Below are 13963 nucleotides of genomic sequence, written 5' to 3'. Positions count from 1 at the left end.
GGTTCCTTGCAAGCAAGCGGGAGGAGGAGCGCCAGGGTCCAGGGAAGGGTTCGAATTCGCCAGGGCATCGCTGAGCGGGAGGGTACCGGATGTTATCCTCCCACGTCGATGGACCCATTCGTTCGGCGCCTCGTGGAGAGGCTCCATGACCCCAGCAAGCCACTGTCGCGTAATCGGCACTTCCACACCTTCGACACGCCCGAGGGGCGGATGGCGCTGAAGGTGTTCCGGCGCCTGCGCAGCCTCCAGAAGGACATCCTCGCCTGTCGGGCGGAGGGCCGGTTGGCCCGCATCTTCCGGCGCGTCAACGCGGCGGGGGACCACCGCATCGAGCTGACGATGGAGCGCATCTCCGGCAAGCGAGTCTCCGTGCTCCAGAAGGCGGAGCTGGAGCTGCTGTCCGCGCTCCCAGGGGTGCGGGAGGCACTGGAGATTCGGGAAGAGGCGGCCTGAGCCTGTTCGAGCGTCGTGAACGGCGGCTCAGGAAGTGAGGCGGAGGAGGGACACGAGGGACGGGCCGGGCTCCTTGGCCTCGAACCCACCGAGTCTCGTGATGTAGTCCGCGAGCCCTCTGTAGTGTTGCGCGCCCACCAGGACCGACGCGTAGCGCCAGCGGCGGCGCCCGAGCGCAAGGCGATCGGGGTCCTTGGGCTCCGCTGAATCCATCCATCCGCTGAGCTGGTCGTAGATCTCCGTGTCGGAGGCAACCAGCCGACCGATGAGCTCGCCGACGTCATCCCCCACACTCATACCGAGCTGCGTTGTCGCATTGAGCGTGGCCTCATCGGAGTCCATGTCCAGGACATGGCCGTCAACAGCTCCTTTCTGGAGGGCGCCGAGCGTCTTGTCGAAATACTTCCGCTGCCCGTCACTGAAGCGCTCGCGCCAATCAGCGTAGTCCTCGCGGCCCTTGACGACCTGCCCCACGTGCAGGTTCTTCTCCCAGAAGCGGGTGGCCTTGTCGTTGAACAGGTGTTCGGCGAGATGCTCCATCCGATTGTGGGTCTCCCCGAGCAGGATGATGCGACGACGCTCGTCGCCTTCGCCCCTCTCGAACCACCCTCGCATCGGAGCGCTCCACTCACCGCTCTTGATCAGGGGCCAGACCCGAGGGTCCGTGGCGAGGTGTTGGTCCATGGGCGTCACGGACCAACCGTCCATGCCCTTGAGCGCCTCGACGGCGCGTTGCTGTTGATCCTCCTGCGCGCCGGTGAGGGGCACCGCAAGCGCCCTGGCGGTGGGATCCCACTCCTCCTCTTCCTCTTCCTCCTCTTCCTCAACCTCTTCGAGGAGTTCCTCGAGCACCTCTTCATCATCAGAGCCATTGTGCATGCGCTGCACGGGGAGGCCCCCCTGGCCAGAGGTTGACGCCGCCAGTCGTTGGATGGGATGCGCCGCTCCGGTCGAGGCCGCCCGCCGCTGCAATGCCTCGACCTTCGGGCTCGAGTTCAGCAAGTGCTGGTAGCCGGACGCCCTCTGGACTGTTGGGCTCTGATTGGCGCGCGACTGCCGTTGGACGAGACCACGCTCCGACACCGTGCGACCGGGACTTGCGTGGACACCACCCTCGCTCACCTTGCGCTGGGCGAGGCCCGAGTCGTGTGCCACCTGAGGGGATTCCTGGGGAGTGGCACGCATGGTTCTGGCTCCTGACGAGAGCCCTCAGCATAGGCCTGGCGCCTTCGCCGCCAACAGTTGTTGGCGGGTTGACCCGACAGGAGAAACTCGCCGCGTCGGAACGCCTGCAGGAAGCCTACGGCCGCAAGAGCCAGGACAGCGCGAGCCCCAGGTACGTCCCCAACGCGAAGCCCATCAGCCCCGTGGTGATGCCGGAGACCATCAGCTCGCGGTTTCGCAGCGCTCGGGCAACAGGAGCAATGAAGGCCGGTCCGAAGATGGTGGCCGTGGAGGTAATCAGCACCGTGTCGGCGTCGATGCGGAACAGCGCCGCCAGACCGAAATGCAGGACGATGGCCAACACCATCACGCTGGCGCAGAAGAAAAAGACAGACAGCCCCGCGCTCCCCAGCTGGCTCGCATCCGCCAACGTCCCCACCGCCACGCAGAAGACGAGCAGCGCGTAGTCCCCCAGCGCGTAGCTCCCAGGCAGTGAGCGGACCGCCGGAACAAAGGACGCCGCCAGCGACAGCGTGGTGATGAGCAGCAGCACGACCGTCACCTCCAGTCGCCCAGCGAGGCCCAGGCTCGTCCCGGCGGACACACCGCAGATGGCGACGGCCAGCAGCAATGACAAGGCCAGACCTCGCGTGAACCGCCACGAGAACCCCTCCTGTCGCGTCCCCTCCTCCGTGCTCGACCCATCCCAGGCCGTCGGATTCGGGAACGGCGGCAGGAAGGCCAGCGCGATGCGCTGCGCCACCGTCACCAGCACGAGCAGGTAGGCCGCTCCCGCGACGATGTCCGCCGTGTTGAGGAGCACGAAGGTCTCCTCGCGCACCTGGAGCGCCATGCCCACGGCGTTCATGTTGGCGGTACCGCCGACATAGACGCCCACCAACATGCCAGCCATCTTCCACCACTCGTCCATCCGCCCCGAGAAGGCGAGCCCCACCACGGTGGCACTCACGAGTGCGGACACGCACGCGAGGACGAAGGACAACAGCGTCGTCCGAGCCAGCCGCGTCCAGCGCGGCACATCCGTGGAGAACAGCAGCAGGGGAATCGCCAGCGGCACCGCCGCCTCGCTCACGGAGAGACTCACGCCCGTCTGAAGCAACAACCCTGGCGCGTTTCCCAGGAGGATGCCCGCCGCGTAGCACATCACCACGGGCCCCACCCACGCCACGGGCTTGAAGGCTCGCGCCCCGAGCAGGACGAGCCCGGGGAGTCCCACCACGACAAGGACCTGGACGAGCGCGCTCATCGGAGGGCCCCCACAAGTCCGAACCAGGATGAGGTCGCCGCGCCAATCGGGATGAGCGCGCTCATCCGTAGATGGAGTCCATGAACTGACGGATGAAGTCCGCGGCCTCGCGCCGGTCCGGAATCGCGCCAAACATTCCGTACATGGCAGCGCTCCCCTCGGGCGCCGGCTCTCCACGCGCCAGACTCCCGGCACATTCGTGCAGGTCCGCGAGGAACGGCTCCACCACCTTCTCGTGCGCGGGCGTAACCATCAGGTGCAGCGCGGGCGGCCCCATCTGCCGGTCCAGCTTCCACCCTCGCGCCTCCATCGCATCCCCCAGCGCATACACATCCAACGTGTCCGACGCGAAAGCGAAGACACTCAGCCGAGGCTCACCCACCAGCTTCAAGCCCGGAATCGCGGTGATGCCATCACGCAATGCCCGCGCCGTATCGAGCACCGTCCCAGCGAGCCGCAGATACCCCTCCTCGCCCAGGTACTTCAGGATGGCCCAGGCCGCCGCGATGGCACCTCCCGGCCGCGTACCCGCCATCGATGGCGACGCATAGATGCCGCCACACCAATCCGCGTACGTGAAGAACTGATACCGACGCAGTTCCGGCGTGCGGTACAGCACGAGCGACGCCCCTTTCGCCGCATAGCCATACTTGTGCAGGTCCGCCGACAGACTCGTGACGCCAGGCACCGCGAAGTCGAAGTCAGGCACGTCGTGACCCAGCTTCCGGGCAAACGGCAGCAGGAAGCCCCCAAGACACGCATCCACGTGAAAGAGCACACCGTGCTCCTGTGCGAGCGCCGCCAGCTCGGCAATCGGGTCCACCAATCCGTGCGGATAGGCCGGTGCCGACCCGACGACGAGCACCGTGTTCGCCGTCAGCACGGCCCGAGTCGCCGCCACATCCGCGCGAAAGTCCGGTCCCAGGGGCACATTGACGGGCTTCACCCCGAAGTAGTGCGCGGCTTTCTGAAACGCCGGATGCACGGACGCGGGCAGCACCATCTCCGGCGCGGTGATTCCCCGCTCCTCCCGAGCGAAGTCTCGAGCCGTCTTCACCGCCATCAGGATGGACTCCGTCCCTCCCGACGTCAGCGTCCCAGCGGCCGTGTCTCCATGAAAGAGCTCCGCGCCCGTGGCCACCACCTCCGACTCGAAGCGCGCGAGGCTGGGGAACGCCAGCGGACTCAGCCCGTTCTCCGACATGAACTCCGTATAGGCATCCGCGAGCAGCCGGCGGATGTCATCCCCCGCGTGATAGACGAGGCTCCACGTCTTCCCCTCCTTCCAGCGCGCATCATCGGCGCGCAGCTCGCGCATCTGGTCGAGGACGTCCTGGTGACTCACTCCGTGGGGGGCCAGTCGAGGCGAAGCGGGCATGGTGTTCTCCGGGGTTCAACGCGCATCGAAATACACACCGCGAACCCAGCGGGCACCCGTGAACGAGGTGCGAGCGTGAAGCATTCGCCAGTTGTCATAGAGGAGGAAGTCACCCGCCCCGAGACGGAAGCGGAACTGGTGGCGCTCATCCCGGACCAGCGTCGCGAAGCGGTTGTACGCGCGGTACCACGCCTGCATTCGAGCAAACGGAACCCGATGCGGCGCGAGCGTGAAGTAGCTGTACCGGATGCGAAACCCGCCCGGCGCATCGAAGTCGAGCACCGGTGACACCAGCACCCGCTCGAACGCCGCCTGCTTGCGATGGAACGTCACCGGCACCGTGCGCAACAGCTCGAAGGCCTGTTCGTCCTGGTCCGCGAGGTAGCGCGCCGCCGCGAGCCCATCCACCACGCTGTTGTCTCCCCCTGTCTCCGCGGGCCGCTGGCAATGCAGCAACTGGTAGCGAGGGGGTCGGTCCAAGAAGGGCTGGTCCGTGTGCAGCTGCACCGCGCTGTCCGTGTAGCCCAGCTGGTCCGTGTTCCGATTCGTCGTGTTGTCGGTGCGCAGGTCCTCGATGCGACCGAAGTGCGTCTCGATGACAGCGAGGCCGGCGCCGCCAAAGAGGTCGATGAGCGCCTCCGTGTCCGCCCCGAAGCCCCGCACGATGACGGCCCCTGATTCTTCGAGCCGCTTCAGCGCGAACGGCACGAGCGGCTCGCGAACCCGAGCGGCCTCCACCGTGAGCAACCCACTGTCCGAAGGCGGCGGAGGCACCGCGACCCGGTCAGCCGCATAGGCATTCGCCAGTAGCCAGTCCGCGAGATACCGGCTCACCTGCCCGTCGGCACGGTCTCCCCAGTCGATATCGAGGGCGGAGGCATCCTCCGAGACGCTCACCCCACGAGGCCGCAACTCCAGCGGAAGCTCCGAGGAACAGACGATGCGCTCGCGGGTGAGCGGATGACGGTCCAGCTCCGAGTTGTGCCGCAGCCAGAACCAGTGGAAGTCCGCATGCCGGGGGACACCGTCTCCAGCGAAGTGGACGCGCAGGAAATCGTCATGCGGCTCGAAGCGGGTGATGGGCATGCGGAAACTCCGGCGGAGGGACGCGAGGCCACGCACGCGCGACGAGGTCAGGGCCTCATCGCCGGGACGCGGGACGCCACCGGAGCAGCGAGCCCGAGGCACAAGGCCCAGGGCGCATCAGCGAATACGAACCGGTGGGAAGACGGACGCTCGAAGCGACTCGACTAACAACACGCGCCACGGCAACAGCGGCCGGTGGCGGTCGTCAGGAAGCTCGCGTTCGAGAGCGTCATCGTGGCGTCACGCTAGCTGGCGCCCTCCGCGGGCGTCAATGCCACCGGATGACATCGACCACTCAAAACATGTGGTTGAAGTCGAGATAGAAGGCGGACGTGCCATCCCGAGGACTCACGCCGTAGTCCGCTCGGACGATGAAGGCGTTGTCCCAGGCCACTCGCAGGCCCCCACCTCCCGCGTACCGGAACAACCCCTTGTCCCGAAAGCGAAGGTCCGTCCACACCTGTCCCGCATCGAAGAAGGCCACCAGCGTGAGCTCCAGCCGCTGCTCCCACGGCCGCACGTCGAGGAAGCGCCAGCGCAGCTCGCCGTTGCCCACCGTCTTCACCTCTCCCTGCAGGCGGTTCTTCAGCAGCCCTCGCGCGGTGAACAGGCCGCCCACGCCGCCCCAGCCATCGCGCCACTCCACTCCGCCAAAGCCGCTGAGCAAGAAGAAGGGCACATCCCCTCCAAGCACGTCGGCCATCAGGCGCAACGCGGCCACCAATCGCTCATGCCCCAAGGGGTGGTAGAAACGCAGGTTCGCCGTGGAGCCCCAGTAGCCGAACGAGCTGCCCGTCACCCCCACCGCGCCGCGTGCCGCCAGCTCGTGGAACATGCCGCGCACGGGCGCGGGCTCGTTGTCGCGCGAGTCCCACAAAAGCCCCGCCGTCACCTCCGCTGTCCGGAACGTCCCCTCCCCTCCTCCAGCCTCCAGCCCCGTCAACAGCCCCGCCCGAGCATCCTCCTCGAGCCGCGAGTCCCGCGACTGCCCCAGGTCCTTCGCGCTGTAGCGCGAGCGAATCCGCGTCAAGCGGAAGCGATAACCCACGGACACCTGCAGCGGCCCTCTCAGGGTGCGCCGCGCGTTGAACACGACGCTCGGCAGCGTGCGCTGCTCGAAGCTGTAGTAGCGCAGGCCCCGGAATGAGGGATTGCCCGCGCACACATCCCGCGCGTCCTCGAGCTGCTCCCGGTCGTCACATCGGGCGAAGTCTGGCTCGTATCCGGCGGCGGCGCCCTGGCCGAAGTAGGGCGAGAACCGCTCGTTGATGAAGCTCAGGTCCAACCCCAACCGCCAGTCCGAGTCGAAGAAGCGCGGCGCATCCATCATCAGCCGATGGGTGGCCACACCCCGCGTCGTCTGGAAGAACTGCGCGATGAGGGAGTGTCGATAGGGCCGGTACGTGCCATCTCCCGCATCCACCAGCAGGAGCCTCGCGCCGAAGCCGAACCCCTCGTCGCTGTTGAAGTTGAGCAGCGGCAGGCCCTGGACGCGCCACCCCGTGCGCGGCGGTGGCACCAGCGCTTCAACGGGAGGCTCGTCTGCCCAGGCCGAGGTCGCCCCCATCAGGACGACCATCACCACGCTCCACGCCAGGCGACACTGCGGCATGCGAAGTCTCCAGGCTCACGTTCGAGCCTGGAGACACCATAACCTTCCCCGCACAGCGCATGACACTTCGCCCCGCGCGTGGGCCCGCTCTCACTCCAGCGGTCTGGACACGGCGTGCGCGGTGGCTGCCTCGGAGAAAGCTCCGCGGCGCGCCGCCAGCTCGCTCACGAGTTCTGGAGGTAGACGCCCGCGGACAGGCCCTGCTTCACGTTGCGGCTCACCTCGTCGGCGAGCACCTCGTCCTGGCCCGCTTCGAGCGCATCCAGCGTCAGGCGCACCACCTCGGAGGTGCTCGTCTTCGGCGCGGTGACCTTCTCCGCCATGTCCGTGTCCATGTAGCCGACGTGCAGCGCCACCACCTGCGTCTTCTGGGCGCCCAGCTCCTTGCGCAGCCCATTGGTCAGCGCCCAGGCGGCGGCCTTCGAGGCGCTGTAGCTGGCCGACCCCGGGAAGGCCACCCAGCTGAGCACCGAGAGCACGTTGATGATGGCGCCCCCGCCGTTCTTCGCCAGCACGGGCGCGAAGGCGCTGCTCGTCGCCAGCGGCCCCAGGTAGTTCGTCTCCAGCTCGGCGCGCGCGGCGGACAGCGCGTCCGTCCCCAAGAGGCTCGTCCCCTTCAGGATGCCCGCGTTGTTGATGAGCAACGTCACGTCGCCTGCCTCGCGGACCAGCGCCTCCAGCTGCTCGGGGCGGGTGACATCCAGGCGGACCGGCACGACGCCAGGAAGCTCCACGCTCGTGGGCTCCCGGGCCGCCGCGTAGACCTTGCGGGCCCCCCGCTCCAGCAAGGCCTTCGCGAAGGCGAGCCCCAACCCACGATTGGCACCAGTGACCAGGGCGACAGCATTCTTGATCTGCATGACTCGACTCCCACGCGACGACAGGCGGATGGATGACCCGGACGCCGCAGGGCGAGCGACCTGCAGCCGGGTGGGTGGGCCCGCGGACCACACCCCTGTTCATATGATGAGCATAATATGGAGGAATTCGAGCGTCATCGAAAAGCGACATGGGTGGAGGACCGGGCCATCCGGGCGCCGCTCCCCCAGTCGCTCGCCTGACAGGGCAAGTCCTCGCTGACGCGTCCGTCCAAAAGCCTGACACGTCAGCGATTCCCCAGCGACGCCCCCCCCGGGACCTCCCAAATCCATTCGCGTGACGCGTCAAGGCCGCATCCCCTGCCCCGCATGTCCTTGAAGACAGACACCCAGGACAGGGAAGGACCTTGGTGCACCAATTGCAGTGGACCGGACCGACGCAAGGCGAATCCCACCCTCCCCCATGAGGCAGACATGTCACGAGTCGACCCACCAGCGATGGACACCGGAATGGACGATGGGCTCCAGCTCGACGTGGCCATCATCGGCGCCGGAGTCTCCGGCCTCTATGCGGGCTGGAGACTGCTCGTGGGAGACCTGGCCCCGGAGGGAACCCGCTCCGAGACGGTCCACATCTTCGAGCTGAGCGAGCGCCTGGGTGGACGCATCGAATCCGTCTTCCTCCCTGGCATCTCCCTGGCCGCGGAGATTGGCGGCATGCGCTATCTGCAATCGCATGAGATCGTGAACTCGCTCATCACGAAGGTCTTCGAGCAGGAGGTGACGCCTATCGACTTCCCCCTGGGCGACGACAGCAATCACTACCGCTACCTGCGAGGGCAGCGCTTCAAGGCCAATGAATGGGAGAACGCCCAGGCCGACCGCCGCACGTACAAGACGCGCTACTTCCTACCCGACGCGGTGGTGGGCTTCACCTCGGACCAGCTATTCAACAAGATCATCTACGACGTGCTCATGGCGGACCCGTGGTTCCGGGAGCGCTATCCAGGCAAGGCCACCTTCACGGCGCCCTATGACTACGCCTTCACCCTGACGGCCCGCGAATGGGATGACGTCAAACCCAACCTGACCTATCACCAACCAGGTCCATACGACGGCCTGAAGGTCAACGACCTGGGCTTCTGGAACCTCATCAAGGACCAGGTGGGCCAGGAGGCCTACGAATTCCTGTCCGTGGCCGGCGGGTACTACTCCAACACCATCAACTGGAACGCCGCGGAGGCCTTCCCCTACCTCGTGGGCGACTTCTCCAACGCGGAGGTGAAGTACCAGACGCTGGCGGGCGGCTATGACCAGGTCGGCAATGTCCTCGCGCAGCGCTTCCTGGCGCAGGACCCCAGCGGCAAGCGCGCCCATCTCTGGGGTCAGAATGGCCTGCGGCGAATCGACCCGGCGCCGGGCGGCAGTCCGTACAAGTACGTCCTCACGGTGGCCAATGCACAGAGCGGCAAGAGCTGGACGGTGTACGCCAAGGCCGTCGTCCTCGCCATGCCCCGCCGCGCCCTGGAGCTGCTGGAGGTGGACCGCTTCTTCACCACGCCGGAGGTGAGCGAGCAGGTCCGGAAGAACCTCGACTCGGTCATCTCCGAGCCGTCGTTCAAGCTCCTGATGGGCTTCGAGTCTCCCTGGTGGCACGCGGAGTTCAACGCCCTGGCGGGCGAGTCCATCACCGACCTGCCGATGCGACAGTGCTACTACTTCGGCACCGACCCCTCGAACAGCCACTCCATCCTGCTGGCCAGCTACAACGACATGCGGACCACCCCCTTCTGGTCCGCGCTGATGGCCTCTCCCCATCGGAACCTGAAGCGTTTCAAACCCCGGGCCACGCGACTGGCGTCCCCGGAGTCCCTGGCCCAGGTGGAGTCCCTCCAGGCTCCGGCGGTGATGGTCCAGGAGGCCGTCCATCAGCTCCAGGAGCTGCACGGCCCGGAGAACCCCGTCCCCGACCCGTACGTCTCCTACTTCCGTAACTGGACGGATGACCCCTACGGCGGCGGCTACCATGCGTGGCAGGCCGGGGTGAGCGTGCGCGACGTGATGCCTTTCATGCGCCGCCCGGACCCCGCGGAGCGCCTCCACATCTGCGGCGAGGCGTACTCGGACCAGCAGGGCTGGGTGGAAGGAGCCTTCTGCGAGGCGGAGAAGATGCTCCAGGCGCACTTCGGGCTCGCGTGGCCCTCCTGGCTGGACAGCCAGTACTACCTCGGCTGGTAAAGCCAGACACCTTCGTCCCTCCAGAACGAAAGCAACGAAGACATGGACTCCTATGACGTGGTGGTCGTGGGCGCGGGCGCCATTGGCCTGTCCGCCGCCTACTGGTGCTCGAAGGCCGGCAAGAAGGTCCTCCTGTTGGACCAGTTCGACTTCGACAACGACTTCTTCTCCTCCAAGGGAGAGTCCCGCTTCTTCCGGGTGATGTACTCCAATCCGCACCTGTCCCTGCTGGCGCAGTCCGCCTATCCGCTCTGGCGGGAGCTGGAGGACGACAGCGGCCTGGACGGCATCCTCAACGACACGTCCCTGCTGTTCTTCGGCCCGCCCAGCGGGGTGAACACGCCCGAGGGAGACCTCAAGGACTCCCAGGCCGTCCTCGAGGAGCAGGGACTGCCCTTCACCCGCCTCACCGCGGCGGACTTCCCGGAGCGCTACCCCGCGCTCAAGGGGTTGAGTGACGACGTCGTCGGACTGGCGCAGCCCCAGGCGGGCGTCATCGCGGCGGACCGGGCCCTGCAGGCCCTCGCCCAGCTCTGTCGCAAGCAGGGCGTCACCATGATTCCCCGCCGGACGGTCAGCCGCATCCAGGACGCGCCGGGACAGGTCACCGTCACCACCGCGCAAGGGAACTACACCGGCAAGAAGCTCATCCTGGTGCCCTCCGCCTGGACGAACCCGGTGCTCGACAGCCTGAACCTCCAGCTGGAGCTGGAGATCTGGACCATGACGTATGCGTACTTCACGGTGGCCCAATCCCAGTACAACTACCCGCTCTGGTTCTACTTCGGCGCGCCCCAGTTCCCTGGCGATGACCAGACGACCTACTACGGCCTGCCCCCGCTCCTGACGCCCGGGCGCCTCAAGGTGGGCACGGACTTCACCTTCCAGAAGTCCCCGCTGCCGCCCACCTCGCCGCCCCAGGCGGACCCTCGGATGGTGGAGCTGCTCAACAGCTTCATGCGTGCGCACTTCCAGGGGCTTCAATCCCTGGCACAAGACGCCGTGGGCTGCCTCTACACGATGACCCCCGACCTGAACTTCGTCCTGGATGCCCTGCCCGGCCATCCGGACATCCTCCTGTTCACCGGTGACACGGGGCAGGCGTTCAAGTTCACCCCGCTGCTCGGGAAGATTCTCGCCGAGCTCGCGCTGACGGGCGTCACCCAGTTCAACATCCAGCCCTTCTCCATCCAGCGCCCCGGAATCCTGCGGCCCCGCTGAGCCCTCTCACCCCGTCTCAATCAGGAGTGGTCCATGCCGGATACTGAAAACACAGCCAACGTCCTCGTCGTCGTGGATGCGGAGAGCATCTACCAGGCCTACCAGGGGAAGTTCAGCACGGACGCCAACAGGCCCGTGTCCCTGGGCGAGAGCACGCCCTACATCTACATGTTCGTCCGTCAGGACGAGGTGCTCTCCGGACAGGCCACGGATGACCTGGTCATCACCCTCAACACCAACAACAACATCCGCTGGCGCATCACCTCGCTGACCGGGAACACTCGCTTCAGCGTCGCGCTCAGCCAGTGCAACATCCTCCGGGGCGTGGGGCTCATCACCCAGCCCGGCCTCATCGAGCCCACGGTGACGGTGCCCCTCCCGTCGGTGAATGGCTATCAAGTGACCGTCAACCAGACGCAGACCTATACGGACGCCTATTTCCAGGCGACGGCGGTGAACCCCTCGCCTCCCAATGTCTCGTACCAGTTCTCGTTCGTCCTGGCGAACAACGACGGGAACATCCTGAGCTACTTCTCGTGGGATCCGCAGATCTCCATCACCTCATGACGTCATCGGCTGGCTCGCCGACGGTGTCTGACTTCTTCTTCCGAAAGGATTGGATGCGATATGGGACAGGATAACGGCTTCATCGATGTGCTCACCGTGGTGGACGTGGACAAGGTCGTCGGCAAGTACGGCCCCAACGCGTCGCTCGACAACCCCGGAGTGTCCATCGCGGACTGTGTGTACATGCTCGTCCGGCGGGACGCGGCCGTGGGGGCGGAGGCGATATCGGAGCTGACGGTCGCGGCGAAGACCAACGACAACCTCCGGTGGCGGCTGGCGTCGCTGACGCTCAACACGCGCTACAGCGCCCTGCTCTACAAGATGAATGTCTCCGGGAATGCGCAGTGCATCACCCAGCCCCAGCCCTTGGTGTCCCACATCAAGGTGCCAGTCCCCGAGGTATCGGGCGGGCAGAGCAGCGGCTTCAACGTGCAGCCCTACGTGGACTTCTTCTTCCAATCCACCGCGCAGCTGCCCACCGCCACGCTCCCCGGCGCGCGCGTGACCTACCAGCTCTACCTCCAGGTGACGGACAACCAGGGCAACAAGGTGGGCACCTACTCGTGGGACCCGTACATCACCATCACGTCATAGGCCGCGCTTCCCATTCACGAGGAGACCCATCATGAGTGACAAGAACCGGCCCTCGGGCCACACCGCGCTCCCTGGGAGCGGCTGTCCGTTCCACCGGGGCGCGGGAAACGCGATGCTGTCCAAGGCGCCCTCCGGCAACCTGGTGCGCCCCCACGGCGGCGTGGGCACGGCCGTCTCCAGCAAGTCCGCGCAGTCGCTGAGCGGAGACAACGGCCCCGTCGTCTCCGACTTCTTCCGCATGTTCCCGGACCTGGGCCCTTCCCTCTTCAACGTGGAGGACCTCCGGGCGCTCACCCTGCCTGGCGGCCCCATGGACGTGGCCAACCAGAGCCCGGGCCTCCCCCAGGACAACCCCACCATCCCCGCCGGCTACACGTTCCTGGGCCAGTTCCTGGACCATGACCTGACGTTCGACGTCTATTCGAACATCAATGGTCGGGATACCCAACCCAACCAGACGCGGGATGCCATCACCCCCACCCTGGACCTGGGCAACATCTATGGCCGAGGGCCCGTGCAGGACGCCTTCCTCTTCGACCAGAAGGACGGCGCCACGCTGCTGTTCGGCCGGCCCGACAACCCGGATGGCGACGTGCTCCGCAACTCCCAGGGCACGGCCATCATCGGGGACCCGCGCAATGACGACAACATGTTCGTCGACCAGCTCCACCTGGCCGTCATCAAGTTCCACAATCAGGTGGTCAAGGACCTGTCGAGCCAGTTCTCCGGAGGAGCGCTCTTCTCCGAGGCGTCGCAGCGCGTGCGCTGGCATTACCAGTGGATTGTCTACCACGACTTCGTGCGCCGCTTCGTCGGGGATGAGCTGTATGGGAAGTTGTTGAGCCAGGGCCCCCAGTACTTCCCGCCCAACCTCCAGGCGATTCCCATCGAGTTCTCCGCGGCCGCCTACCGCATGGGCCACGCGACGATTCGCGAGTTCTACCAAGTCAATGACAACTACAAGGGCGCGCAGATTTTCGACCTGCACCAGCCCGGGACGTTCCTGAGCCCGGAGAAGCGCGTGGACTGGAAGTACTTCTTCAACACCGACTCCCGCGTCACACCCCAGGGCGCCAAGCTGTTCGACACGCTGGTGGCGTCGGAGCTGCTTCAGTTGCCCGAGGCCCTCATCCCCGGCTTCGACAATCCCCAGTACCAGGGCAAGCCGGATCCGCTCTACCTGTCGCTGCCAGGCCGCAACCTGCTGCGCCAGAATGAGTTCACCCTTCCTGCGGGACAGACGGTCGCCAGGGCGCTGGGGACGACCCAGTACTCCAATTCCCAGTTGGGCCTGCCCACGAGTTGGGGGAGCACGCTGGCGCCGCTCTGGTTCTACATCCTCAAGGAGGCGAAGCTCGCCAACCAGGGCCGCTTCCTCGGGCCCGTGGGCGGTCGCATCGTGGGTGAGACGTTCTTCAGCGTGCTCATCAACGACCCCCAGTCCTTCCTGCACAACAAGGGCTGGAAACCCACCTACGGCACGGGCGGCGACTTCACCATCGTGGACCTGCTGCGCATCGCGGACGCGTACAAGTCCTCCTGAGATTCCCCCGGGCACGACGCCA

Annotated in this window: 12 protein-coding genes; 6 read left to right on the top strand and 6 right to left on the bottom strand. The window is 66.3% G+C overall.

Annotation, left to right across the window (positions count from 1 at the left end; genetic code table 11):
• The first annotated feature begins 108 nt into the window (after window positions 1-108).
• Window positions 109-453, top strand: a complete 345-nt coding sequence (locus tag ACN469_RS17205) for a hypothetical protein (protein ID WP_498769234.1) — start codon at window positions 109-111, stop codon at window positions 451-453.
• A 27-nt stretch (window positions 454-480) separates the two neighbouring features.
• On the opposite strand, the gene ACN469_RS17200 is transcribed toward ACN469_RS17205, so the two are convergent.
• From ACN469_RS17200 to ACN469_RS17175, 6 genes are all read right to left on the bottom strand, one after another.
• A complete protein-coding gene (locus tag ACN469_RS17200) occupies window positions 481-1341 on the bottom strand; it encodes a hypothetical protein (RefSeq protein WP_498769232.1) in 861 nt (286 codons plus the stop codon).
• A 412-nt stretch (window positions 1342-1753) separates the two neighbouring features.
• Window positions 1754-2884: a DUF819 family protein gene (locus ACN469_RS17195; protein ID WP_498769230.1), complete on the bottom strand. Its 1131-nt coding sequence runs from the start codon at window positions 2882-2884 to the stop codon at window positions 1754-1756.
• A gap of 61 nt (window positions 2885-2945) precedes the next feature.
• Complete coding sequence (locus ACN469_RS17190) at window positions 2946-4262, bottom strand: pyridoxal phosphate-dependent decarboxylase family protein (protein WP_498769228.1); 1317 nt, start codon at window positions 4260-4262, stop codon at window positions 2946-2948.
• 15 nt (window positions 4263-4277) lie between these two features.
• Entirely contained in the window at window positions 4278-5348 is a 1071-nt protein-coding gene (locus tag ACN469_RS17185) for a TauD/TfdA family dioxygenase (RefSeq protein ID WP_498769226.1), read from the bottom strand.
• A gap of 295 nt (window positions 5349-5643) precedes the next feature.
• On the bottom strand, window positions 5644-6960 hold the full coding sequence (gene omp85 / locus ACN469_RS17180) for an Omp85 family outer membrane protein (protein WP_498769224.1): 1317 nt from the start codon (window positions 6958-6960) through the stop codon (window positions 5644-5646).
• Between the two features lie 164 nt (window positions 6961-7124).
• Window positions 7125-7820: an SDR family oxidoreductase gene (locus ACN469_RS17175; protein ID WP_498769222.1), complete on the bottom strand. Its 696-nt coding sequence runs from the start codon at window positions 7818-7820 to the stop codon at window positions 7125-7127.
• Window positions 7821-8252: 432 nt separating this feature from the next.
• On the opposite strand from ACN469_RS17175, the gene ACN469_RS17170 reads away from it, so the two are divergent.
• From ACN469_RS17170 to ACN469_RS17150, 5 genes are read left to right on the top strand one after another with little or no spacing between them, the layout of a single operon-like run.
• Complete coding sequence (locus tag ACN469_RS17170) at window positions 8253-10016, top strand: flavin monoamine oxidase family protein (RefSeq protein WP_498769220.1); 1764 nt, start codon at window positions 8253-8255, stop codon at window positions 10014-10016.
• Window positions 10017-10058: 42 nt separating this feature from the next.
• Entirely contained in the window at window positions 10059-11237 is a 1179-nt protein-coding gene (locus tag ACN469_RS17165) for an FAD-dependent oxidoreductase (RefSeq protein ID WP_498769218.1), read from the top strand.
• Between the two features lie 33 nt (window positions 11238-11270).
• A complete protein-coding gene (locus tag ACN469_RS17160) occupies window positions 11271-11804 on the top strand; it encodes an AidA/PixA family protein (RefSeq protein WP_498769216.1) in 534 nt (177 codons plus the stop codon).
• A 60-nt stretch (window positions 11805-11864) separates the two neighbouring features.
• Window positions 11865-12398 carry an AidA/PixA family protein gene (locus ACN469_RS17155; RefSeq protein WP_498769214.1) on the top strand — a complete coding sequence of 178 codons (534 nt, stop codon included), beginning with the start codon at window positions 11865-11867 and terminating at the stop codon, window positions 12396-12398.
• A gap of 31 nt (window positions 12399-12429) precedes the next feature.
• Entirely contained in the window at window positions 12430-13941 is a 1512-nt protein-coding gene (locus ACN469_RS17150) for a peroxidase family protein (RefSeq protein WP_498769212.1), read from the top strand.
• Window positions 13942-13963 lie beyond the last annotated feature (22 nt).

It is taken from the genome of Corallococcus terminator (assembly GCF_049194865.1).
GTDB classification, from domain to species: domain Bacteria; phylum Myxococcota; class Myxococcia; order Myxococcales; family Myxococcaceae; genus Myxococcus; species Myxococcus terminator_A.
This window is presented reverse-complemented; position numbering and strand designations above follow the sequence as displayed.

Bases quoted from the DNA above. Each gene is read 5' to 3' on its own strand.
- ACN469_RS17205 (WP_498769234.1), top strand. From the start codon at position 109: ATGGACCCATTCGTTCGGCGCCTCGTGGAGAGGCTCCATGACCCCAGC.
- ACN469_RS17195 (WP_498769230.1), bottom strand. From the start codon at position 2,884: ATGAGCGCGCTCGTCCAGGTCCTTGTCGTGGTGGGACTCCCCGGGCTC.
- ACN469_RS17190 (WP_498769228.1), bottom strand. From the start codon at position 4,262: ATGCCCGCTTCGCCTCGACTGGCCCCCCACGGAGTGAGTCACCAGGAC.
- ACN469_RS17185 (WP_498769226.1), bottom strand. From the start codon at position 5,348: ATGCCCATCACCCGCTTCGAGCCGCATGACGATTTCCTGCGCGTCCAC.
- omp85 (WP_498769224.1), bottom strand. From the start codon at position 6,960: ATGCCGCAGTGTCGCCTGGCGTGGAGCGTGGTGATGGTCGTCCTGATG.
- ACN469_RS17175 (WP_498769222.1), bottom strand. From the start codon at position 7,820: ATGCAGATCAAGAATGCTGTCGCCCTGGTCACTGGTGCCAATCGTGGG.
- ACN469_RS17170 (WP_498769220.1), top strand. From the start codon at position 8,253: ATGTCACGAGTCGACCCACCAGCGATGGACACCGGAATGGACGATGGG.
- ACN469_RS17165 (WP_498769218.1), top strand. From the start codon at position 10,059: ATGGACTCCTATGACGTGGTGGTCGTGGGCGCGGGCGCCATTGGCCTG.
- ACN469_RS17160 (WP_498769216.1), top strand. From the start codon at position 11,271: ATGCCGGATACTGAAAACACAGCCAACGTCCTCGTCGTCGTGGATGCG.
- ACN469_RS17155 (WP_498769214.1), top strand. From the start codon at position 11,865: ATGGGACAGGATAACGGCTTCATCGATGTGCTCACCGTGGTGGACGTG.
- ACN469_RS17150 (WP_498769212.1), top strand. From the start codon at position 12,430: ATGAGTGACAAGAACCGGCCCTCGGGCCACACCGCGCTCCCTGGGAGC.